This is a genomic window from Streptomyces scabichelini, from assembly GCF_011045015.1.
GTDB lineage: Bacteria > Actinomycetota > Actinomycetes > Streptomycetales > Streptomycetaceae > Streptomyces > Streptomyces scabichelini.
On sequence record NZ_JAAKZY010000019.1, the window covers coordinates 1 to 23,194 of the forward strand.

Consider the following 23,194-nt stretch of genomic DNA (forward strand, 5'->3'; position numbering starts at 1 on the left):
GGGCTCAGCGCACGAGGCAGGGACGCTTGCCGTCGAAGGTCCAGTCCTTGACCAGGTAGCGCATCGCGAGGGCGTCGTCGCGGCCGGAGACCTTCTTCTCCTGGTAGAGGTCATGAGCCGCGAGGAGCCGGTCCATGTCGAGGCGGACGCCGAGGCCGGGGGTGTCCGGGACGGCGACCTCGCCGTCGACGATCCGCGGGGGCTCGGTGGTGAGCCGTTCCAGGCCTTCCTGCCAGATCCAGTGCGTGTCGAGGGCGTTGTACTCCCCCGGGGCGGCGGCTCCGCAATGGGCCATCATCGCCAGGGAGATGTCGAAGTGGTTGTTGGAGTGGCAGCCCCACGTCAGCCCCATCGCGTTGCACAGCTGGGCGACCCGTACCGAACCCTGCATGGTCCAGAAGTGCGGGTCGGCGAGCGGGATGGAGACCGACTGCAACGCCAGCGCGTGGGTCAGCTGCCGCCAGTCCGTGGCGATCATGTTGGTCGCCGTGGGCAGCCCGGTGGCCCGGCGGAACTCCGCGAGGATCTCACGGCCCGAGTAGCCGCCCTCGGCTCCGCACGGATCCTCGGCGTAGGCGAGCGTGCCGACCAGGGGCTTGCACAGCTCGACGGCTTCCCGCAGGGACCACGCGCCGTTCGGGTCGAGGGTGATCCGGGCCTCGGGGAACCGCTCCTTGAGCGCCCGTACGGCCTCGACCTCCTCGCTCCCCGCCAGGACACCGCCCTTGAGCTTGAAGTCGCGGAAGCCGTACCGGTCGTAGGTCGCCTCGGCCTGGCGGACGATCGCCTCGGGAGTCAGCGCCTCCTCGTGCCGGATCCGGTACCAGTCCACGGCCGAGCCGGGCTCGCGGACGTACTCCAGGTCGGTCCGGTCGGGGTCGCCGACGTAGAAGAGGTAACCGAGGACCCGTACGGAATCGCGCTGCTTGCCGTCGCCCAGGAGGGCGGCGACGGGAACCTCCAGGTGTTGGCCCAGGAGATCCAGGAGCGCCGACTCGACCGCGGTGACCGCGTGCACGGTGGTGCGCAGGTCGAAGGTCTGGCTGCCCCTGCCGCCGGAGTCACGGTCCGCGAACCTGTCCCCCACGGCCCGCAGGACGCGCTTGTAGTCGCCCACGCGCGCACCGACGACAAGCGACTCGGCGTCCCGCAGGGTTCGCGTGATCTTCTCGCCACCTGGTACCTCACCCAGTCCCGTACGTCCCTCGGAGTCCTCGATGACGACGACGTTCCGGGTGAAGTACGGACCGTGCGCGCCGGAGAGGTTGAGCTCCATGGAGTCCCGGCCGGCGACCGGATAGACGGCGAACTTGGTGACGATGGGCTGGCTCATGGCTGGTCTCCGAATCACAGGTTGAGGAGGTCCAGGGCCCATTCGACGGCCAGTACGCCGCCCAGGCCGAGGATCGCGAGCACTGTCGTGTAGGTGGTGCGCGCCTTGATCGCGTCGATGACGGACAGGTTGAAGTACTCCTTGAACATCCAGAAGCCCGGATCGTTCACGTGGGAGAAGGCGATCGATCCGCAGGAGACGGCGAGCACCATGACCTCGGGGTGGACTCCGCTGCCCGCGAGCAGCGGCAGCACCACGCCCGAGGCCGTGACGACGGCGACGGTCGCCGAGCCGAGGGCCACGCGGAGGATGACCGCGATGAGCCAGGCGAGGACGATCGGCGAGATGGACCAGCCGTCGGTCGTGTCCTTGATGTAGTCGGATATCCCGCCGTCGACGAGGACCTGCTTGAAGGCTCCGCCCGCGCCGATCACGAGCAGGATCATCGCCATCGCCTGGGCCGCCGACCTGCACGAGGCGCTGACCTCCTCCAGACTGCGGCCGATCCGCGGGCCGAACGCCCAGATCGCGACGCACAGCGTCAGCAGCAGGGCGACCGGCGCCGATCCGATGAAGGCGACGAAGTGCAGGACGGGGCCCGATCCGGAGGTGGCGAGGTCGGTGACCGCGGCGCCGGCGATCAGCACCACCGGGAGCAGCGCCACCGACAGCGACCAGGCCATGCCCGGCATCTCCTCGTCTTCGAAGACGCGATCGCTGACCAGGCCCTTGGGGATGGAGGGGTTCATCGCCCGTACGAACGGAAGGCGCGGCCACACCAGGGCGATCAGCGCGCCGGCCGGAATGGCGATGAACAGGCCGTAGAACAGCGTCAGTCCGACCGACGCGTCGAAGGACGCGGCCACCGCGGTCGGGCCGGGGTGGGGCGGCAGGAAGCTGTGCATGGTGGACAGGGCGATCGACATGGGGAGCCCGACCCACAGCAGGTTCGACCGGGTGACGCGGACGATCGTGAACGCGATGGGCACGATGATGACGAACGCGACCTCGTAGAACATGGTGACGCCGATGAGCATGGCTGTCAGCACCATGGCCACCTGGACCCAGCGCGGGCCGCAGATGTCGAGAAGCTTGTTCGCTATCCGCTGGGCCGCGCCGGAGTCTCCCATCACCCGGCCGACCATGGCGCCGAGCCCGATGGTGAGCATCGTGTCGCCGATCTGGTCGCCGATGCCCGTGGCGAGGACTTCGGGGATCTTCTCCGGCGAAATGCCCTGGACCAGGCCGACACCCACGGCCACGAGCAGGAGAGCGGCGAAGCCGTTGAGTTTCAGCTTCGTCATCAGGAAGAGCAGGATCAGAACACTGATCCCGACGACAACGAGTGGCATGTGCCAGTTCCCCTTTGAACTGTGCGCCGGACGGTGGTGCGCGGGTCGGGGGCGAGTCCGCTCCATGGATGTCCGGTCCATGGATGGTGTCCTCATATGAAGACAGCGTCTATGTATGAGGATGGAGGCTAAGCTTGTGGACGGGAACGGGTCAATGGGTGTGGGCCGACGGATTGCCGACGGACTTACGATCGGCTCATGTCACAGGCTGGGGGCGTACCCGAGGTGAAGTCGGCGGTCCGTACCGTCGCGTTGCTCGAACTGCTCGCCGCGCGGGGCGACCGGCCGGCGCGGCTGCGCGAACTCTCCGAGGAGCTGGGCGTGCCGCGAAGCAGCATGTACGCGCTGCTGCAGACCCTCGTCGAGCACGGCTGGGTCCGCACCGACGCGACGGGGTCGCTGTACGGCATCGGGATCCGCGCGCTGCTCACCGGCACCAGCTATCTCGACAGCGACAGGCGCGTACGTACGGTCCGCCCGTATCTCGACGAGGCGTCGGACGCGCTCGGCGAGACCATCCACCTGGCGCGACTGGACGGCTCGGACGTCGTCTACCTCGCGACCCGGGAGTCCCACGAATACCTGCGCACGATCAGCCGGGTCGGCCGCCGGGTTCCCGCACACGCCGGCGCCCTGGGCAAGGCACTGCTCGCCGAGCGCTCCGACGACGAACTCACCTTGCCCGACGAGCCGTTGACCGCCTTCACGGAGAACACGCACACCACCCGGGCCACGCTGCTCACCGACCTCGCCGAGACACGCGAACGCGGCTATGCGATCGACCGGGAGGAAACCGTCACCGGCATCGCCGGCTTCGGCTTCGCCCTGCGCTACGACACGCCGCCCATGGACGCCATCAGTTGCTCGGTACCCGCGTCCCGGCTCACCGACGAGCACCAGCACCGCATCGTCACCGTCATGCGGGAGATCCGAGCGAAAATCGAGACGCTCCTGCCGTCGGCCTCTCGCGAAGCTGGTTGGCGTTAGCCCTCGTACGGGAGATCCAAGGCGCTATCGCGGGGGCCAGGCCGCGTCGTCCAGTTCGAGACAGGGGTCGATCTCGGCCCGCGCGGGCATGTCGGGAACGTCGTCCCTGGTGCTCAGCGCGGCACGGGCAGCCAGGTGACCGAGGCGCAGCCGCGCGCGTTCGTCGTGGTCTTCCAGTACGCCGGTCAGGTAGCCGGCCGCGAAGGCGTCGCCCGCGCCGACCGGTTCGACGACCCGGGTGGGCAGGGCGGGCACGTACGTCCTGGTGCCACCGGAGTAGGAAGTGGCTCCGTGCTCGGCGTCCTTGACGACGACGAGCGGCGCGGGCCCGAGCAGATCCGCGACGGCGTCCGCCCGTGCGGTGCCCCACAGCGTTTCGGCCTCGTCCCGGCCGACGAACACGATGTCCGCGGCGCGGGCGAGTTTCAGCAGGCTGTCCGCGGCGTCCGCGGTGCCGTTCCGCCACAGGGCGGGGCGGTGGTTGACGTCGAAGGAGATGACCGGCCCACGGCCGGACCCACCGACTCCCGTGATTCCCGGGCCGGTTGCCCGGTGGATGAGGAGCGCCTCCAGGAGCCGGGCGCAGGATTCGGAGAGCGCGGCGGCCACGCCGGACAGGTGCACGATGCGGGCACGGCTCAGTACGGGCGACCGGACCAGGTCAGGGCTCATCAGCGTGGCCGCGGATCCGCCCCGGTAGTAGTGCGTACGAGTGCTGTCAGGGCCCGGATCCTTGAAGTAGACGCCGGTCGGTCGCGCCGGATCGATCTCGACGCCGCTCACATCGACGTTCCGCGAGGCGAGTTCGGACAGAATGCGTTGCCCGAACGGATCGTCACCCACGCGGCTCAGCCAGGCGGCCCGGTGGCCGAGTCCCGCCACCCCGCAGGCGACATTGGACTCGGCTCCACCCACCGTCAGCCTCAGGGTGGGCTGTTCGGCGAGCGGGCGGGCGTCCGGCGGGCTGAAGACGGCCATCGTCTCACCGACACACACGACGTCCGCCGTGACCTGGTCAGGACGGTCGGCAGTGCGGGGTGGGGGCGGCGGCAGGGGCACGGAGCATCCTCCTGAGAGCTGGCGCTGAGGGCTGGCGTTGGGGGTTCAGGTACCGGGCGACATGTCGGCCAGGCGCAGCATCACCTTGCTGCTGTCGCTCGTCGGGTCGGCGGCGACGGCCAGTGCCTGCGCGCCCTGGTCGAGCGGGAAGCGGTGGCTGATCACCGGCGCCACGTCCAGGCCGTCCCGCAGGGCACGCAGGGCGTCGTCGATCTCCTCCACGAAGCGGTAGGAGCCGATCCAGGTGATCTCGCGGGTGACGAGGTCGCCGAGGACCGCGGGCGCGGCCGAGCCGGGCAGGTTCCCGACCTGGACGAGGGTGCCCCCGCGGGCCGTGGCCCGCAGAACCGGGCCGAGCGCGCCCGGTGCGCCGGACGCCTCGAAGACCACCTCCACGTCCTCGGGCAGCCCTTCGCCGCGCGAGAGGTCACGTGTCTCGTCGGCACCCATGGCGCGGGCGACGGCGAGCGAGGAGGCGGCGAGGTCGGCGGCGACGACGGTGCCCGCCCCGAGGTGCCTGGCCGCGGCGACGACCAGGGAGCCGATCGGCCCGGCACCGTTGACGAGGACGCTGCGGCCGCGCAGTTCGGGAACCCGGCCGACGGCGTGCAGTGCGACGGCGAGCGGCTCGGCCAGCGCGCCCTGTTCGGTGGTGACGCCGTCCGGCAGGGGCCGGATCTGCGACGCGCGCACAGCCCGGTACTCGCTGAACCCGCCGTCGGTGTGCGGGTGGAAGGCCGCCGAGCCGAAGTAGCGGACGCGCGGGTGAAGGTTCGTACGTCCTGCGATCCGCTCCGGCAACCGGCCGTCGCCGACCGGCTCTGCCGGGTGGACGGTGACCGGCTGCCCCTCGGCGAGGCCGGTCACCCCGTGGCCGAGTGCGGCGATCCGGCCCGCGACCTCGTGGCCGAGCACCATCGGGTGCTTGAGCGAGGCGGTACCGGATGCCCCGTGCTTCCAGTAGGCGAGGTCGGACCCGCAGATGCCGCCCCACTCCATGGCCAGCAGCACCTCACCCTCGCCCGGCACCGGACGGGGGCGTTCGTCGATCCGTACGTCTCCGGGCCCGTGGACCACGACGGCTTTCATTCCGCTCGTACGACTCATAGGGCTCGTACGGCTCATACGGCGTCCTCCAGCCGGACCAGATCGCGTCCGCGCGTCTCGGGCGAGATGAGCGCGCTGACCAGGGTGATGAGGGAGTAGACGACGAGCATCGCGGCGATGGGCCACCAGCTGCCGGTGACGGCCGTGAGCGTGGCCGCGAGGACCGGGCCGATCGCGGTGGCGAGGATGCCGCCGATCTCCTTGGCGAGCGCGAGCTGGGTGAACCGGGTGCGGGATCCGAAGAGTTCGGCCATCGTCACGCTCTCCAGCGAGAACAGGCCGAGGACACCGATGTTCAGGCCGAGGATCATGCCGAGCATGACCGCCGGAGTGGAACCGGAGCTGATGAGCAGCATCACCGGGAAGGCCACGACGATGGTCAGCACGGTGAGCGCGAGGTACACCGCCCGGCGGCCGTAGCGGTCGCCGAGCAGGCCGACGGCCGGCACGGTGACGAAGCCCAGCAGTGAGCCGTACACGATCGCGTCCGTGGGAACGGACCGCCCGACCGAGAGGTTGGTGGCGATGTACCCGACCAGGAACGTCTGCACCAGGCCGGAGTTGCCCGCCTGGCCGAAGCGCAGTCCCAGCGCGAGGAAGAACGCCTTGCCCTTGCGCTGGCGTATGCCCGCCTCCAGAACGCTGCTTCGGTGCTCGTCGCTCCCGGGGGTCCCGGAGTTCTCAGAGTTCTCGGAGGTCGCGGCGATCGTGGACTCGACCTCGCTGCGGGTCATCGCCACGCCGTCCACGACGTCGGGCCGCTCCTCGAAGACCGGGCTCTCCTTGAGTCCGCGTCGCAGCCAGACCGCGAACACCATGAGGCCGAAGCTCAGCAGGAAGGGCAGGCGCCAGCCCCAGGACAGCAGTTGCTCCTCGCTGAGCACGGCGAGCAGGATCGCCCACAGCCCGGAGGCGGCCAGCGTCCCGGAGTTGGTGCCGAGCGACACCAGGGAGGAGATCAGCCCGCGCCGCTTGACGGGGGCGTACTCGGCGAGCATGACGGTCGCTCCGGCGATCTCGGCTCCCGCGCCGAAGCCCTGGGCGAGCCGGAGCACCACGAGCAGGATCGGCGCGAGGATGCCGATCATGGCGTAGGTGGGCAGGGCGCCGATCAGGGTGGTGGAGGCGCCCATCAGCAGAATGGTGATGTACAGGACCTTCTTGCGGCCGAGACGGTCGCCCATCCGGCCGAAGTAGACGGCACCGGCGAGCCTGGCGACATAGCCGACGCCGTAGGTGGCCATCGCGGCGATCAGGCCGATCGCGGGGCTGACGTCCGGGAAGAAGATCTTGTTGAAGACGATCGCGGCGGCCAGCGAGTAGAGCTGGAAGTCCATGAACTCCATGGCCGTGCCGAGCCAGCCGGAGACGGCGGCCTTGGTGAGGTCGCGTGTCGTCCGCTGGGCGGTACTCGATGGCTGCGCGGCGGTGACGCTGTCCTTCATGTGAACTCCGTTGTTCAGGCACTGCGTTGAGCGGGTGGAACGCGGGGAAAGCGTGGAGAAAGGGACAAAGGGGGGGAAGGGGTGCGGGTGTTGCGGGTGTTCAGATGTCGACGCGGCCCGCCCGCAGGGCGGAGAGGCGGTCCGCGACGGCTGTGGTGAGGGCTGTGTCATCCGCCAGGTCGGCCGCGCCGACGACGCGCAGCAGTGCGCTCACCGTCTCCGCGGGACGTGCGGCCAACGCCCAGCAGGCGGCGAGCGCGTCGCGCGCGGGGTCGGTGATGTCGCTGGGCGGGCGTGTGGCGTTGACCCAGCCGGCGAGGGCGAGTTCGAGCACCGGGGTGGCCGCGCCGCGCGCCCGCAGGGAACGCAGGGCGGGCAGCCAGCGTTCGGTGATCTTCACCGATCCGTCGGAGGCGATCTGCCGCAGCAGGTGGTGCATCGCGGGATTGCGGAAGCGTACGACGAGGTCGTCGGCGTACGTCCCCGGATCGGGACCGCCGGCGGGCAGGGTGGGTGCGACCTCCGCGCACAGCGCCCTGACCAGGTGCTCGCCCCAGTCGGTCGCCATGGCGTCGGCGATCGTGGTGCGGCCCGCGGCCAGGCCCAGGCAGGCCAGCGCCGAGTGGGAGCCGTTGAGCAGCCGCAGCTTGGTGAGCTGGTACGGCGCGACGTCCGGCACGAACAGGGCGCCGTCCAGCTCCCAGGGCGGCCGGGGTGCGGCGAAGGAGTCCTCCAGGACCCACTGCCGGTAGGGCTCGCCCACCACGGGGACGGCGTCGTGCACCCCGAGCGCGGCACCGGCCGCCGCCCGGTCGGCGTCGGTGGCCGCGGGTACGATCCGGTCGACCACGGTCGAGGGGAAGGCTACGGCTTCGGCCAGCCGGTCCAGGATCTCCGCGCGGTCCGGCCAGGCGGAGGCGCGGACGAAGTCGGACACGACCCGGCTCAGCGCGACGCCGTTGTCCGCCATGTTGTCGCAGGACACGACGCTGACCGGAGATGCGTCGGCGCGCATGCGGGCGGCAAGGCCGGCGGCCAGGCGTCCGACCACGGTGGTGAGTTGGCCACCTGGGGCCGCTGCCAGGTCGGCGGCGACTGCCGGGTCCGTCGTGTCCAGACCGCCGGTCCGCGCCGACCGGTGGTAGCCCTTCTCCGTGACGGTCAGCGTCACGACCGTCACCTCGGGGTCGGCGAGCAGGGCGTCCACGGCGGCGGCGTCCGGGCGCATGGCGAGCGCGCCGGTGACCGCGCCGACGACACGGGAGAGGCTGCCGCCGGGCCGGCGTTCCGTGAGGGAGTACAAGCAGTCCTGGTCCCGCAGTGCGCGCACCGTCTCGGCCGACCGGGGTGCGACGGCGGTGATGCCCCAGGGTTCGCCTGAGCAGGCGGCGGCGTTCTCGGTGTAGACGACCTGGTGCGCCCGGTGGAAGGCGCCGAGTCCGAAGTGGACGATGCGCGTGCGCAGTTCGGCGGGATCGGCCGCGGGACGCTGTTCGGGGGCGAGCCCGGCGAGCGCCTTGCGGTTGAGCGGGGGAAGTCCGGCGGCGCTCACCAGTCGTGCACCGAGCCGTCGAGGCGGCGCGCGACCGGGAGGTAGCGCCTCTGGTACGGGAAGCGCTCGGCGGCCTTCTCGTCGTACTCGACACCGAGACCGGGCTCGTCGGAGGGGTGGAGCATGCCGTCGGCGAACGTGACGCCGGTGCGGAAGACCTCGGCGGTCTCGTCCGGGTGGCCCATGTACTCCTGGATGCCGAAGTTCGGCACGGCGATGTCGAGGTGCACGGCGGCGGCCATGCTCACGGGCGAGAGGTCCGTCGCGCCGTGGGAGCCGGTCCGTACGTGGTAGAGGGCGGCGAGGTCGAAGATCCGCCGCAGGTGCGTGATACCGCCCGCGTGCACCACGGTGGTGCGTACGTAGTCGATGAGCTGTTCCGTGATCAGGTGCTGGACGTCCCAGATCGAGTTGAACACCTCCCCCACCGCGATCGGTGTCGTGGTGTGCCGGCGGATGAGGCGGAAGGCCTCCTGGTTCTCGGCCGGGGTCGGGTCCTCCATCCAGAACAGCCTGCATGCCTCGACGCTCTTGCCGAAGCGGGCCGCCTCGATCGGGCTGAGCCGGTGGTGGATGTCGTGCAGGAGGTGGAAGCCGAAGCCGAAGCGTTCCCGCACCGCTTCCAGATAGGCGGGCGCGAACCCGAGGTAGGCCTCGGTGTCCCAGGGCTGTTCGTCGGGGAGCTCCGTTGCCGCGGGTTCGTAGACCTTGCCCTTGCGGATGCCGTAGGTCCCGCCGACGTCGGGTACCGCGGCCTGGGCGCGGACCGCCCTGTAGCCCAGCTCCAGGTAACGCTCGACGTCGTCCAGCAGTGACGGTACGTCCGTGCCGCTGGCGTGCGAGTAGACCAGGACGCCGTCCCGGGACCGTCCGCCGAGGAGCTGGTAGACGGGTAGCCCGGCGGTCTTGCCCTTGATGTCCCACAGCGCGGTGTCGACGGCGGAGATGGCCGTCATGGTGACGGGGCCGCGCCGCCAGTAGGCGCCCCGGTAGAGGTACTGCCACATGTCCTCGATGCGGGCGGGGTCCTTGCCGATCAGCAAGGGGACGAGGTGGTCGCGCAGGTAACTGGCGACGGCCAGCTCACGCCCGTTGAGCGTGGCGTCACCGAGGCCGGTCACACCGTCGGTCGTGGTGATGCGCAGCGTGACGAACGTGCGCCCGGGCGAGGCGACGAACACCTCGACGCGCTCGATCTTGCTCACCGGTGGCTCTCCTTACAGGCGGCGGCTCATACGCCGGGAATGTGCCCGGCGCACAGGGACCCATACTGTCGGGCAGTACTTGTATACAAGCATCTGTCGCACAGCACGGCAATACCCGTGTCATCGATACGATGGGCTCATGGCCCCACCGAACCGGCAGCGGACGAACCGGCGCGCGATCTACACGACGCTGCGTCAGATGGTTCTGACCCTCGAACTCCCGCCCGGCGCCGCCCTGTCGGAGAACGAGCTCGCCGCGTCGCTCGGTGTGAGCCGCACGCCGGTACGGGAGAGCCTGATCCTTCTCGCGCAGGAGGGCCTGGTGCAGGTCTTCCCGCAGATCGGGTCGTTCGTCTCCCGGGTGGACCCGGCGCAGGTCGCGGACGCCCAGTTCCTGCGGGAAGCCGTCGAACTCGCCTCGCTCGACGACCTGCCGCCCGAGCTCGACCCGGCGCTCGTCACGGAACTGCGCGGCAACCTGGAACAGCAGCAGCGCGCGGACCTCGGACTCGAGGAGTTCTTCGAGCTGGACGAGGCCTTCCATCAGGGCCTGATGCGGCTGAGCGGCCATGGCAACGCCTGGACGACCGTCGCCGCCGCCAAGGGCCATCTGGACCGGGCCAGGCGCCTCGGCCTCCACGAGAACGTGTCGCCCGCCGTGTTCGCCGCCCAGCATCACGAGATCTTCGACGCGGTCGTCGGCGGTGATGTGCCGCTCGCGCGCACCGCGATGCGCTCCCACCTGCGGGCCGTCTTCAGCGACATCGAGCGCATCCGCGCCCACTCACCGGAGCTGTTCGCCTCCGGCCCCTCGAAGGCACCGGTGCGCCGGAACGTCGTGGTCTGGGAGTAGCCGTCCCAGGAGCCCCCCTGTTCCCGGAACGGGACGGGTGGTCGATGCGGTCCATCGGCAGCCGCCGCCGGTCGGCGTTCCATCGTGCCCCTGGCACCCTTTGGACGGCATACCACGCCATAGCGGTACAAACATCGCGCGACGCGGCACAAAATTAGAACCATTCTTTTTCTTGAGTCATTCGTGTTTGTCGAGGTAGGTTTGCGTCATGACCACATCCCGGCAGCCCCCGACCACCGCCGAGGAGCTGCGCGGTGTCGGCCTGCGGGTGACGTCCGCCCGTGTCGCACTGCTCGAGACCGTCCGGGGCGGTGACCACCTCGGAGTCGAGGCGATCGCCTCCGGGGTGCGTGATCGCGTGGGCCACATCTCCCTGCAGGCCGTGTACGACGCCCTCCACGCACTGACCGCGGCGGGACTCGTACGCCGCATCGAACCGCCCGGCAGCCCGGCCCGGTTCGAGGGAAGGGTCGGCGACAACCATCACCACCTGGTGTGCCGGTCGTGCGGCGTCGTCGCCGACGTCGACTGTGCGGTCGGCCACGCCCCCTGCCTGACCGCGTCCGACGACCGCGGCTTCTCGGTCGACGAGGCCGAGGTCGTCTACTGGGGCCTGTGTCCCGGCTGTTCCACCGCCCGCAGTGCCTGAGCACCATGATTCACCTAGTTGAGAAGGACTCCCATGGCTGAGAATCCCGATGCAATCGTCACCGACCCCAAGACGGAGGGCACAGGTGGCTGCCCGGTCGCGCACGGGCGCGCTCTGCACCCGACGCAGGGCGGCGGAAACCGCCAGTGGTGGCCGGAGCGGCTCAACCTGAAGATCCTTGCCAAGAACCCCGCGGTGGCCAACCCGCTCGGCGAGGAGTTCGACTACGCCGAGGCGTTCAAGTCCCTCGACCTCGCCGCCGTGAAGCAGGACATCGCGGAGGTGCTGACGACCTCGCAGGACTGGTGGCCGGCCGACTTCGGCAACTACGGCCCGCTCATGATCCGTATGGCCTGGCACAGCGCGGGCACCTACCGCATCAGCGACGGCCGCGGCGGCGCCGGCGCCGGGCAGCAGCGCTTCGCCCCGCTGAACAGCTGGCCGGACAACGGCAACCTGGACAAGGCGCGCCGTCTGCTGTGGCCGGTGAAGAAGAAGTACGGCCAGAACATCTCCTGGGCCGACCTCATGATCCTCACCGGCAATGTCGCCCTGGAGCAGATGGGCTTCGAGACCTTCGGCTTCGCCGGCGGCCGTGAGGACGTCTGGGAGCCCGAGGAGGACGTGTACTGGGGTCCCGAGACCACCTGGCTCGACGACCAGCGCTACACCGGCGACCGCGAGCTGGAGAACCCGCTCGGCGCCGTCCAGATGGGCCTCATCTACGTCAACCCGGAGGGCCCGAACGGCAACCCGGACCCGATCGCCGCGGCCCGCGACATCCGTGAGACGTTCCGCCGGATGGCGATGAACGACGAGGAGACGGTCGCCCTGATCGCGGGCGGTCACACCTTCGGCAAGACGCACGGCGCGGGCCCGGCGGACGCCGTCGGCGACGACCCCGAGGCCGCCTCCATGGAGGAGATGGGCCTGGGCTGGAAGAGCACCCACGGCACCGGCAAGGGCGGCGACGCCATCACCTCCGGCCTGGAGGTGACGTGGACGGAGACGCCCACGCAGTGGAGCAACAACTTCTTCAAGAACCTGTTCGAGTACGAGTACGAGCTCACCCAGAGCCCGGCCGGCGCGAACCAGTGGGTGGCGAAGAACGCCGAGGCGATCATCCCCGACGCACACGACGCGTCGAAGACGAAGCTTCCGACGATGCTCACCACCGACCTGTCGCTGCGCTTCGACCCGATCTACGAGCCGATCGCGCGCCGCTTCTACGAGAACCCCGACCAGTTCGCGGACGCCTTCGCCCGCGCCTGGTACAAGCTGACCCACCGCGACATGGGCCCGAAGTCGCTGTACCTCGGCCCGGAGGTCCCGGAGGAGACCCTGCTGTGGCAGGACCCGCTGCCTCAGGCCCAGGGTGAGGTCATCGGCGCCGCGGACATCGCGTCGCTCAAGGCCAAGCTCCTCGACTCGGGTCTGACCGTCTCGCAGCTGGTCAGCACCGCGTGGGCGTCGGCCTCGACGTTCCGCGGCAGCGACAAGCGCGGCGGCGCCAACGGTGCGCGCATCCGCCTGGAGCCGCAGCGCAGCTGGGAGGCCAACGACCCCGACCAGCTCGCGACGGTCCTGCGCACCCTGGAGAGCATCCAGCAGGAGTTCAACTCCGGTGCCAAGAAGGTCTCCCTGGCCGACCTGATCGTCCTCGGCGGCTCGGCGGCCGTGGAGAAGGCCGCCAAGGACGCGGGCGTCGACATCGAGGTGCCCTTCACCCCGGGCCGCGTGGACGCGACGGAGGAGCACACCGACGCGGAGTCGTTCGCCGCGCTTGAGCCGTCCGCCGACGGGTTCCGCAACTACCACGGCAAGGGCAACCGGCTGCCGGCCGAGTACCTGCTGCTCGACCGTGCCAACCTGCTCACCCTGAGCGCCCCCGAGACGACGGCCCTCGTCGGTGGTCTGCGCGTCCTGGGCGCCACCCACCAGCAGTCGCAGCTCGGCGTGCTCACCGAGACGCCCGGCAAGCTGACGAACGACTTCTTCGTCAACCTGCTCGACCTGGGTACGACGTGGAAGGCGACGTCCGCCGACCAGACCACGTTCGAGGGGCGCGACGCCGCCACGGGCGAGGTCAAGTGGACGGGCACCCGTGCCGACCTCGTCTTCGGCTCGAACTCCGAGCTGCGTGCGCTCGCGGAGGTCTACGCGAGCGATGACGCGAAGGAGAAGTTCGTGAAGGACTTCGTCGGGGCGTGGGACAAGGTCATGAACCTGGACCGGTTCGACCTCGTCTGAACGATCTGATCACGACGTCCGGGCCGGCCGACGCAAGTCGGCCGGCCCGGACGCATCTTTGATCACGGCCCGCGCAGGTCAGCCCGCGCGGGTCACTCGTCGTTCACCCAGCGCATGAGCCGCCGCAAGGGGTGGAAGCCGTCGTGGGAGAGGCCCGGCGGCATGCCGCCCGCCCTGCCGAGGGAGACCACGCGCTGCACGCCTGCGCAGGCCAGGGCGTCGCGCAGTTCCGCCTTGCGGGCATCGGGGTACACGCCGACCGTCTGGGTGGCGACACCGGCATACGCGACGGCGTCGGAGAGGGCGGCGACGGGGACGACGTTGACGATCTTGCCGTCGGGATGGAACTCGACCGGTTCGGGAGAGCGGATGACCAGGCCCCCGCCGTCGTATCCGCCCCACACCCGGTATTCGGGCGCCAGAGACCGCAGTACGTCGATCTCCTCGCGGAGTTCCGCGGGAACCCGCGGCCCGTCGGCCGAGCTGAACTCCCGGGCGATCCCCAGACGTTCGCACAGCAGCGCGGCGTAGCGGTCGGCCTGCTCCTCGGAACCCTCGACGAACTGGAAGCGGCTGGCCACACAGGCCTGCTGGTTGAAGAACGTGGCGTCGACAGCGGCCGCGTCGGCGGCCCGGTCCAGGGCCTCGGCGGACGCGAAGGCCTCGCGGCCGATCACCGAGATGGACGTCTTGGGATCGAAGGAGACGAGTTCGAATCCCGGCCCCACGTATCTCAGCGCACCGCGGATGGTGGCCTCACCGCCCCAGGCGACCAGCTTGTCGAAGAACTGCGGCCGGAACAGCACGCTCTCCACGGCCTCGTCGCCGCCGCGCCAGTACACCGCGGAGAACGAGCGCACCACGGGGTGACCGGGCGCCACCGAGGCCATCGTGCGCAGGATCGCGGTCGCGGTGAACAGGTCGTTCGAGGGCAGTTTCAGCAGGTTGACGCCTTTGGTGAGGGCACCGCGCACGACGGACATCGCCGCGACGCCGGGGGCGTTGCCGGCGATGATGTGCACCAGACGCGGGGGAAACGCGCGGATGGCCGAGGTCCGGCCTTCGGGCAGCCGCACCTCGCGCCAGCCGTCGAGCATCTCCGCCCCGCCGAGTTCGTGGTCTATCTGGGCGTACAGGGCGGGCCGCTGGAAGCCGCGCCACAGCGCGGCGTAGGCGCGTTCGAGCACCTCCCCGGGGAGCGGGCTGACCCGGACCAGGCGGTCGAGCGCCTCGGCGAGCAGACCGTCCCGGTCCGCTTTGAGTGCCTCCCCGGTCTCCACCAGCAGGTCGACGATCTCCGCGACGGGCATGTGGAAGGCGGGGCCGGGTTCGGTACGGGGCCACACCAGGCGGTCCAGGTCGAGTGCCGGCGTGGTGAAGGCCGCGCCGGGGCGGCCGTGGCGCGTGTGCGGGGTCCGGTCGGCCTCGCCGCGGACGACGTGCACCACGGCCACCGGACCGTCCGCCTCCTGCCGTCCGGCCGCTTCGGTGCCGTCAAGCGTCGTCCCGGTCATCCGTGGATCATCCCCCGCACGTAGGAGTCGAGCGTCGCGGCGCAGGTGATCTTGTCGTCGCCGCCGAGGTCCCCGTACCGATGGATGTCCGGCAGGACGACGGGTCCCGGTCGGCCGCAGTCGCACGGCGAGAAGTCCACGAAGACGCGGTCGCCGGTGATCAGTCCGCCCCAGCGTCCGGACAGGGAGACGTCCAGGAAGGCGAACCGGCCCTCCACCACGCCGTGTCCGGTGTTCAGCAGCTTCTCGCCCGCCTCGTCGAGGACCAGCGGAATCACCCACGGGGGCACGTGGTAGCGGCCCTTCTCGCAGGCCGGGCAGGAACCCTGCAGCTCCGTCATGCCGTAGCTGCGCACCCGCCGGACGCCGTGGTAGAAGGCGGCCAACTGCTGCTGGTAGTCGTCGGGCAGCGCACGGCCCTTGTTGCCACCACCGCTGAGCACCAGGGTGTCCGGGTGCAGGCCTCCGTCGGGCACGCCTCGGGCCCGCAGTGCCTGGATCAGGGCGAACTGCTGGTTGTTCATCCCGGCGATCAGCAGCGGCTCGTCACGGTGTTCGGCGATGTCGTCGACGATCCGGGCCACGGCCGCGCCCAACTCCTGCTCCCGCGCCTCGGACGAAGACTCGAAGGAGCTGATCTCCTGCGGGGTCGCGGTGCCCTCGGCCATCCGCCGGCGCAGCAGCGCGCTGCTCAGCAGCTCGGACACCCTCAGTGGCTCGTCGGTCAGCAGCCGGGTCTCGCCGGGCCGCGCGAAGACCTCCGCGTGCCAGAGGAAGCCGTCGATGGAACGCATCGGGCCGCTCGCCGGAGCCAGCAGATAGCCGCGCCTCGTGGGCTTCGGCGGCAGTGGGTCGGGCCAGCAGGTGAGGTGCTCCAGGATGTCGTGCAGGAATACCAGGTCGCTCGTGTCGCAGTTGAGGAAGGACACCTTCCCGGACGTACCGCTGGTGATGTACGGCCGGTGACCGGTGGCCGTGACACGTTCGGTCCATTCGTCGATGTCCCGTACGCCCTCGACGTCGACGTCGTCCGGCTCGACGACGGACACGGTCGAGTACCAGCGCAGCAGCCGATCCCACCGGCCACCGTCGATGAGGGAGACGGGGTACGACTTGTAGCTCGTGTGCGAGAACAGCAGCGGCACGAGATCGTCGAAACCGGTGACCTCGCGGACGCCGGTCTCCTCCGCGCGGGTACGCAGCAGCGGGATCCGCTCACGGTGCGCGGCGAAGGCCTCCCGGGCGGCTTCGAGCTGCAACTCCCGCACTTCCTCGGCGGGACGGCCGAAGGCGTCGCCGGACGGGACCAGGGCCCGGATCTGCTCGCGTGCGCTTGACACAGACATCACCTCAATCAGTTGGCGCGATGACGAGGTCGAGATGGCGAACAGCATGAAGGCCAGGCATCAGTTAGTGAAGTACTCTCGGAGTAATTATTTAAATAAATAGCCTGTCTCGCTTGCGGACCGCTCGCGAAAAAGGGCCTCCGCAGGCTGTTCGCCTGCGAAGACCCTTCACAACCGGCGGGCCGCCGTGCGTGTCGGTGCGGGTCAGCTTCCGGTGAGGGTGACCGCCACGGACGTGATGTTCAGCGGGAACCGGGCGATCGGAGTCGGTTCACCGGTGACGAGGTTGACGCTGTAGAGCGTCGGGGTGCTCGCGCCGTACGGGGTGAGCGAGGCGAACGCAGCGACCGACGTCGTCTTGCCGTTGGTCAGGTAACTGAAGATGTCCAGGCCCGCGTTGGGCTGCGCGTCGAAGCCGAGGGAGCCGACCGTGGACAGCGTGCCGTTGTTGGCCGGCGCCTGGAGGACGAGGTTGTCCGTCGTGGTGTCGATGCCGTACAGGAGCGTCCCGGTGGCGGCGACCAGGTCGTTGTTCGTGTAGCCGGACGCGGTGACGCCCCGGGTCGGCCCGGTGAGCGGCGGGGTGGTCAGCGTGGTGTCCTCGACCGTGGTGTGGTCATTGAGGTTGTGCCGCAGGTTCTGGCCATTGTCGCTGACGACCCGGAGCCGGTCGGCCGCCGGGTTGAAGTCGAAGCCGAAGTTGGTGCCGTACAGCGGGACTTGGAGCTGGGAGACCTTGGTGACCACCACGTCGGAGGTCTGCGGCGGGGTCTTGATCGTGTAGATGCCGCCCTTCTCACCGAGGCCGTACATCAGGCCGTTCTGGACCCGGTGGTCGATGGCGAGCAGCTTGGTGTCGCCACTGAGGCCGGTGATGACCTGGACCCAGTCGAGCCGGTCCGGCCGGTCCGTGGTGAAGGTGGCCATCAGGCTGCCGTCGCCGGTGATCCCGAAGGCCCGCAAGCTGGGCGTGGCGGTGGTGGCGGCCGAACCGGTGCCGGGCGCGCTCACCAGCAGTGCCGCGGAAACGGACAGGACCGCGGCCGCCGCCGCGAGTCTCTTTCTGATTCCTGCTTTCATCAGTGTTCCCCTCCCGTTCGATCGAATGCCATCGAGGAAAATTGCACACGCGATGCGAATCTCTGCGAATGCGAATTTCGGCATGTTGACGACTGTCATTTAGCCGCCTTCACCGCAGCTCCACAACCGGATCAAGGAACAACGCCGCCTTGATTCGGAAACTTTGCGCACCATGACAAATACCCGGGCAGGTCAAAGGCCGTCGATTCACGCGAAGTGATAAAACCACGTCCGGATTTCGCCTGTCGATCCGCTCACCTGCGATGGCAGGCTCCCGCCCATGGGAAGCCTCTTCGCCGAACTGACCCGGCAGGCGCCGACCAACGCCCGCCGTGAGGTCGAGACGTATCTGCGCGAGATTCCGGAGTTCCGTTCGTGGGAAACCAACCCCCGGGCCAAAGCAGAGACGATGGAATACTCGGTGTGGCTGCGGCGCCGCACGATCGAGCTGTCTCCGGACAACAGCGAGCTGACCGACGACGACCTCCGCTACATCGCGACCATCGGCGAGGTACGGGCCGATGCCGGAATGTCCTCGGATTCGCGGCAGCAGGTACTGCAACTGCACACCATGCTCATGCTGCGCGACATCCATGAGGCGGCCGAGGGCCTGCGCGGCGGCGATGTCGAGGAACTCATGCAGGTGATGACCTGGTTCGCCCCGCAGGGCGACCGCGGCATCGTCGCCTACCGACACGGCTTCGTGACGGTGCTGCGCCGCCGACTGCCCTACGTCGAACAGGTCGCCCTGCTGGCCAGGTCACTGCTGACCGGCGACCCCATGGCCGCGGACCTCGCAGCCGCCCTCGACCTGGAACTCCCCGAATTCTGCGCCGTCACGGTGATCCGCGTGCCGGACCGCCCCTTGGGCGACCATGATCTGGACATCGAGATCGAAACGCTCGTGAAGACACACCGGGTACCGGCCGTCTGGTATCCGGAGAGCGGCACGAAGGGCGGTGAGCTGATCGCCGTCGTGCCGTGTGCCGACGAGGAGATACGGCTGCCCTCGGCACCCGGCGCCGTAGCCGACCTCGTCGGGGACTTCGCCGAGGCACTCGGCCGCCCCTGCGCCGCCGGCACCGCCACCGCACCGCTCGACGAACTCCCCGCCGCCCTCAAACGGGCCCGCCGGATCAGCAAGACGGCCCCGCTGGGGAAGCCGTCCCGCCGATTGCGGCCGTCCACCATGGCGGACGTCTTCGTCGAACTCGCGGTCGCGGACGTGCCGTTCATCGACGCCTGGCTCCACACAGTGGCCCGGAGGCTCGAACCGGGCCCGGACCTCGTGACCACGCTCGATGCCTACTACCGCCACGACATGAACCGCGGCGCGGCGGCAGCGTCCCTCAACGTCCACCCGCGCACCCTGGACTACCGCCTGCGCCGGGTCGGTGAACTCACCGGTATCGACCCGGGTTCGGCGCACGGCATACGCACGCTCAGCGCCGTCGTGACGCGGCGGCTGTCGGACGCGTGGGCCTGACTCCGCGCCGAGCGACACCGTCACCCCCATACCGGAGTGACACCGTCACTCCCGTACCGACAGCGCATCCACGGTCCCATGATGCAGACCCTGCGCACGGCGTGCCAGGCGTTGCCCGGAAACCACTCGATTCCGAAGGCGCAGGCGCAGGCCCCGCGTCCGGCGGATGCGCACCTCGGCGCCAGCCGAAGCGCCTGACCCAATACGGCGCGCCCCACACACACGCCCGCAAGGCCACCGAGCGGTAGCTGCCCTGAGCTGATCAGATCCCCCTGGCCGGTGCGCCTGCGGAGCGGCTCACCACTCCGGACCGGCCCTCCTGCACTCCAACGCGCGCGGGCCCGGTCACGGTTGTGGAAGCGCCACCGGCGCGGACACTCCGCGCCACGCCGCTCCATGGGCCACTGCACGGCCGGCCATCGCGCACGGCCTCATGCTCTCTCCGGATTCATGGCGCACAGGAGGCAGCGAGGTCGCCGCATTGCGACAGCGTCACCTAATTGTTATGGCGGATGACAAATAGCGCCTCCCGCACTCTGGCGCACGGGTTCCGGAGCGCCGTAAGTTCCCGCTCACAACATTCAGCCGGGCGGATCACCCGACACCCGGCAATTCCCCCGAGAGCGCGCTTCTCGCCTTCCTTCTCACCACCCTCGTACGTCCGGTCGTCCGGCCGTAACACCAGAAAGGACCCTGCCCATGCGCAAGGGACTCCTCCTCACCGCCGCCTCGGTAGTGCTGGTCAGCTCGCTCACCGCCTGTGGCGACGACTCGTCGAGCGGCAGCGACTCCGGCTCCGGCTCCGACGCCAAGCCGAAGATCGGTGTGATCCTCCCGGACAGCAAGTCCTCGGCCCGCTGGGAGACCGCGGACCGCAAGTACCTGTCCGAGGCGTTCAAGGCCGCGGGCGTCGAGTACGACATCCAGAACGCGCAGGGCGACAAGCAGGAGTTCCAGACCATCGCGGACCAGATGATCACCAGCGGGGTGAACGTCCTGGTGATCGTGAACCTGGACAGCGGCACGGGCAAGGCGGTTCTGGACAAGGCCAAGGCGCAGGGCGTCGCCACGATCGACTACGACCGGCTCACCCTCGGCGGCTCCGCCCAGTACTACGTGAGCTTCGACAACACCGCGGTCGGCAAGCTGCAGGGCGAGGGCCTCAGCAAGTGCCTGACCGACATGAAGGCCGAGAAGCCCATCGTCGCCACGCTCAACGGCTCCCCGACGGACAACAACGCCACTCTCTTCGCCGAGGGCTACAACGGCGTCCTCGACCCGAAGTACAAGTCGGGCGACTACGTGAAGGGCCCGGACCAGTCCGTTCCGGACTGGGACAACGCCCAGGCCGGCACCATCTTCGAGCAGATGCTCACCAGCGAGCCCAAGGTCGGCGGCGTGCTCGCCGCCAACGACGGTCTCGGCAACGCGGCCATCGCCGTCCTGCGCAAGCAGAACCGCAACGGCGAGGTCCCGGTCACCGGCCAGGACGCCACCGTGCAGGGCCTGCAGAACATCCTCGCGGGCGACCAGTGCATGACCGTCTACAAGGCGGTCAAGAAGGAGGCCGACGCCACGGCCAGGCTCGCCATCTCCCTCGCCAAGGGCGAGAAGGGCGAGACAAACGCGACCGTCGAGGACCCGGAGGGCAAGCGCAAGGTCCCGTCCGTGCTGGAGACGCCGGTGGCCATCTACAAGGACAACGTCAAGGACGTCGTGGACGACGGCTTCGTCACCAAGGCAGAGCTGTGCACGGGCAAGTACGCCGCCCTGTGCGCAAAGGCCGGCATCAAGTAGCCCTGACCGGCCGGCCGGACCGTCACCCCTGGTCCGGCTGCCCGACCGCGGGCCCCGGGGGCTCCCACCTCCCCCGGGGTCCGCGACCTCACGACCGTAAGGAGCCGTCTTCCATGACAGCGACCCCGATCCTTCGGCTGCGCGGGATCGACAAGAGCTTCGGCGCCGTGCAGGTACTGCACGACGTGTCCTTCGACGTCCACCCGGGGGAGGTGACCGCCCTCGTCGGAGACAACGGTGCGGGCAAGTCCACCCTGGTCAAGTGCATCGGCGGGATCCACCCGTTCGACGGCGGCGAGTACTGGTTCGAAGGTGAGCAGGTCCAGGTGCACAGCCCGCGCGAGGCGGCGGCCATGGGCGTCGAGATCGTGTACCAGGATCTGGCGCTCTGCGACAACCTCGACATCGTGCAGAACATGTTCCTCGGCCGCGAGAAGCGCCGGGGACTCGTCCTGGACGACGCGACGATGGAGGAGATGGCCGCCCAGACCCTCGAAGGGCTGTCGGTCCGCACCGTCAAGTCCATCCGCCAGCAGGTCTCCAGTCTCTCCGGCGGCCAGCGACAGACCGTGGCCATCGCCAAGGCCGTGCTGTGGAACAGCAAGGTCGTCATCCTGGACGAGCCGACCGCCGCGCTCGGTGTCGCCCAGACGGCACAGGTCCTCGAACTGGTCAGGCGGCTGGCCGACAACGGTCTCGCCGTGGTCCTGATCTCGCACAACATGAACGACGTCTTCGCGGTGTCCGACCGGATCGCCGCCCTCTACCTGGGCCGGACGGCCGCCCAGGTCAGCACGTCGGACGTGACGTACTCCCAGATCGTCGAACTCATCACCTCAGGCCGCAGCGGGGACCTCGGCCTCGCCCACAGCAACGGAGTCACCGCATGACCGCCGCAGTCGCCCCCGAGAAGCCGGACCTGCCGCGCGGTCCCGGTACGTCGAAGAAGAACGGAGCGGCCGAGGTCGCGAGTCTGCGCTCGGTCGCCCGGAACTACGTCGAGCGGGTACGGGGCGGCGAGTTGGGCGCCCTCCCCGCGGTACTCGGCCTGATCGTCCTGTGCGTGTTCTTCGCCGCCCTGCGCCCGGTCTTCCTGTCCGAGCTGAACTTCGCCAACCTGCTGACCCAGGGCGCGGGCAGCATCGCCATCGCCATGGGCCTGGTCTTCGTCCTCCTCCTCGGCGAGATCGACCTGTCCGCGGGGTACGCCAGCGGGGTCTGCGCCGCCGTTCTGGCCATCCTGCTCACCGACCACGGATGGCCCTGGTACGGCGCGGCCGGGGCGGCGATCCTCAGCGGCACGGTCATCGGCCTGCTGCTCGGCGTGCTGGTGGCGAAGGTCGGCATCCCCTCCTTCGTGGTCACCCTGGCCGCCTTCCTCGGGTTCCAGGGCATCGTGCTGATGCTGCTGAAGGAAGGCACCAACATCTCCATCCGGGACCAGACGATCCTGGCCGTCGCCAACAACAACCTCTCCCCCGCGCTGGGTTGGGTACTGCTCGCCGTCAGTGTCGGGGCGTACGCGGCGATCCAGCTCCGGAAGAACCGCAACCGCCGGCGGCGCGGGCTCGCCCCCGCCCCACTCACCCTGCTCGCGGTCAGGATCGGCGGCCTGGCGGTGCTCGGTGCGATCGCCGTCCACCTGCTCAACCAGGAGCGCAGCCGCAACGTCATCGTCGACTCGCTCAAGGGCGTGCCGATCGTGGTGCCGGTCATCGCCGTCCTGCTCGTCGCCGGTACGTTCCTGCTCCAGCGCACCTCGTTCGGCCTGCACATCTACGCGGTGGGCGGTAACGCCGAGGCGGCCCGCCGGGCCGGCATCAACGTGTCGGCCATCCGGATCTCCGCGTTCGTCATCTGCTCGTCCCTGGCCGCAGTCGGCGGCATCATCGCCGCGTCCCGGGGCAACTCGGTCGACCCCAACACCGGTGGCAGCAACGTGCTGTTGCTGGCGGTCGGCGCCGCCGTGATCGGCGGGACGAGCCTGTTCGGCGGGCGGGGCAGGGTCGTTGACGCCGTGCTCGGCGGCATGGTGGTCGCGGTCATCCAGAACGGCATGGGCCTGATGGGGTACAGCTCAGGGGTCAAGTACGCTGTCACGGGTTCGGTTCTGCTGGTGGCCGCAGGCGTGGATGCGCTGTCCCGTCGCCGGGCCGTACAACGATGAGGTCTGGGTCTC

The 23,194-nt window shown here is 69.6% G+C and carries 18 protein-coding genes; 8 read left to right on the plus strand and 10 right to left on the minus strand.

The window, feature by feature from the left end; genetic code table 11:
- Positions 1-4: 4 nt before the first annotated feature.
- Positions 5-1,333, minus strand: a complete 1,329-nt coding sequence (locus tag G5C60_RS08620; RefSeq protein ID WP_165256425.1) for an enolase C-terminal domain-like protein — start codon at positions 1,331-1,333, stop codon at positions 5-7.
- A gap of 14 nt (positions 1,334-1,347) precedes the next feature.
- Positions 1,348-2,781: a gluconate:H+ symporter gene (locus G5C60_RS08625; protein ID WP_338145744.1), complete on the minus strand. Its 1,434-nt coding sequence runs from the start codon at positions 2,779-2,781 to the stop codon at positions 1,348-1,350.
- A 102-nt stretch (positions 2,782-2,883) separates the two neighbouring features.
- Between G5C60_RS08625 and G5C60_RS08630 the strand changes: the two genes are divergently transcribed.
- Positions 2,884-3,672 (plus strand): IclR family transcriptional regulator, encoded by a 789-nt coding sequence (locus G5C60_RS08630; protein ID WP_165256427.1) that lies wholly within the window; start codon positions 2,884-2,886, stop codon positions 3,670-3,672.
- Between the two features lie 24 nt (positions 3,673-3,696).
- Here G5C60_RS08630 and G5C60_RS08635 read toward each other — a convergent pair whose 3' ends face one another.
- From G5C60_RS08635 to manD, 5 genes are all read right to left on the minus strand, one after another.
- Entirely contained in the window at positions 3,697-4,731 is a 1,035-nt protein-coding gene (locus tag G5C60_RS08635; RefSeq protein WP_338145745.1) for a sugar kinase, read from the minus strand.
- Positions 4,732-4,776: 45 nt separating this feature from the next.
- Positions 4,777-5,856 (minus strand): L-idonate 5-dehydrogenase, encoded by a 1,080-nt coding sequence (locus tag G5C60_RS08640; RefSeq protein WP_241266605.1) that lies wholly within the window; start codon positions 5,854-5,856, stop codon positions 4,777-4,779.
- Positions 5,853-7,283: an MFS transporter gene (locus G5C60_RS08645; RefSeq protein ID WP_165256429.1), complete on the minus strand. Its 1,431-nt coding sequence runs from the start codon at positions 7,281-7,283 to the stop codon at positions 5,853-5,855. Before G5C60_RS08645 ends, G5C60_RS08640 begins: the two co-directional genes overlap by 4 nt.
- Before the next feature lie 100 nt (positions 7,284-7,383).
- Positions 7,384-8,835 (minus strand): mannitol dehydrogenase family protein, encoded by a 1,452-nt coding sequence (locus G5C60_RS08650; protein ID WP_165256431.1) that lies wholly within the window; start codon positions 8,833-8,835, stop codon positions 7,384-7,386.
- Positions 8,832-10,040, minus strand: coding sequence for a D-mannonate dehydratase ManD (manD, locus tag G5C60_RS08655; RefSeq protein ID WP_165256433.1), 1,209 nt, complete (start codon positions 10,038-10,040; stop codon positions 8,832-8,834). The genes G5C60_RS08650 and manD overlap by 4 nt, the downstream gene beginning before the upstream one ends.
- Before the next feature lie 139 nt (positions 10,041-10,179).
- Here manD and G5C60_RS08660 point away from each other — a divergent pair, with 139 nt between their 5' ends.
- The 3 genes from G5C60_RS08660 (at position 10,180) to katG (ending at position 13,792) form a co-directional block, all read left to right on the plus strand.
- Complete coding sequence (locus G5C60_RS08660) at positions 10,180-10,893, plus strand: GntR family transcriptional regulator (RefSeq protein WP_165256435.1); 714 nt, start codon at positions 10,180-10,182, stop codon at positions 10,891-10,893.
- 208 nt (positions 10,894-11,101) lie between these two features.
- Positions 11,102-11,542, plus strand: a complete 441-nt coding sequence (locus tag G5C60_RS08665; protein WP_165256437.1) for a Fur family transcriptional regulator — start codon at positions 11,102-11,104, stop codon at positions 11,540-11,542.
- Positions 11,543-11,575: 33 nt separating this feature from the next.
- Positions 11,576-13,792, plus strand: coding sequence for a catalase/peroxidase HPI (katG, locus tag G5C60_RS08670; protein WP_165256439.1), 2,217 nt, complete (start codon positions 11,576-11,578; stop codon positions 13,790-13,792).
- Between the two features lie 92 nt (positions 13,793-13,884).
- Here the strand turns inward: katG and G5C60_RS08675 are convergent, their stop codons facing one another.
- The 3 genes from G5C60_RS08675 to G5C60_RS08685 form a co-directional block, all read right to left on the minus strand.
- A complete protein-coding gene (locus tag G5C60_RS08675) occupies positions 13,885-15,306 on the minus strand; it encodes an acyl-CoA reductase (protein ID WP_165256441.1) in 1,422 nt (473 codons plus the stop codon).
- Positions 15,303-16,652, minus strand: coding sequence for a long-chain-fatty-acid--protein ligase (locus G5C60_RS08680; protein ID WP_206439257.1), 1,350 nt, complete (start codon positions 16,650-16,652; stop codon positions 15,303-15,305). The genes G5C60_RS08675 and G5C60_RS08680 overlap by 4 nt, the downstream gene beginning before the upstream one ends.
- Before the next feature lie 204 nt (positions 16,653-16,856).
- Positions 16,857-17,732 carry a DUF4394 domain-containing protein gene (locus tag G5C60_RS08685; RefSeq protein ID WP_165256445.1) on the minus strand — a complete coding sequence of 292 codons (876 nt, stop codon included), beginning with the start codon at positions 17,730-17,732 and terminating at the stop codon, positions 16,857-16,859.
- Between the two features lie 280 nt (positions 17,733-18,012).
- On the opposite strand from G5C60_RS08685, the gene G5C60_RS08690 reads away from it, so the two are divergent.
- From G5C60_RS08690 to G5C60_RS08705, 4 genes are all read left to right on the plus strand, one after another.
- A complete protein-coding gene (locus tag G5C60_RS08690; protein WP_165256447.1) occupies positions 18,013-19,218 on the plus strand; it encodes a PucR family transcriptional regulator in 1,206 nt (401 codons plus the stop codon).
- Between the two features lie 699 nt (positions 19,219-19,917).
- Positions 19,918-21,015 carry a sugar ABC transporter substrate-binding protein gene (locus G5C60_RS08695; protein ID WP_165256449.1) on the plus strand — a complete coding sequence of 366 codons (1,098 nt, stop codon included), beginning with the start codon at positions 19,918-19,920 and terminating at the stop codon, positions 21,013-21,015.
- Between the two features lie 113 nt (positions 21,016-21,128).
- Positions 21,129-21,905 carry an ATP-binding cassette domain-containing protein gene (locus tag G5C60_RS08700; protein ID WP_165256451.1) on the plus strand — a complete coding sequence of 259 codons (777 nt, stop codon included), beginning with the start codon at positions 21,129-21,131 and terminating at the stop codon, positions 21,903-21,905.
- Positions 21,902-23,182 carry a sugar ABC transporter permease gene (locus G5C60_RS08705; RefSeq protein WP_165256453.1) on the plus strand — a complete coding sequence of 427 codons (1,281 nt, stop codon included), beginning with the start codon at positions 21,902-21,904 and terminating at the stop codon, positions 23,180-23,182. The genes G5C60_RS08700 and G5C60_RS08705 overlap by 4 nt, the downstream gene beginning before the upstream one ends.
- Positions 23,183-23,194: the final 12 nt, after the last annotated feature.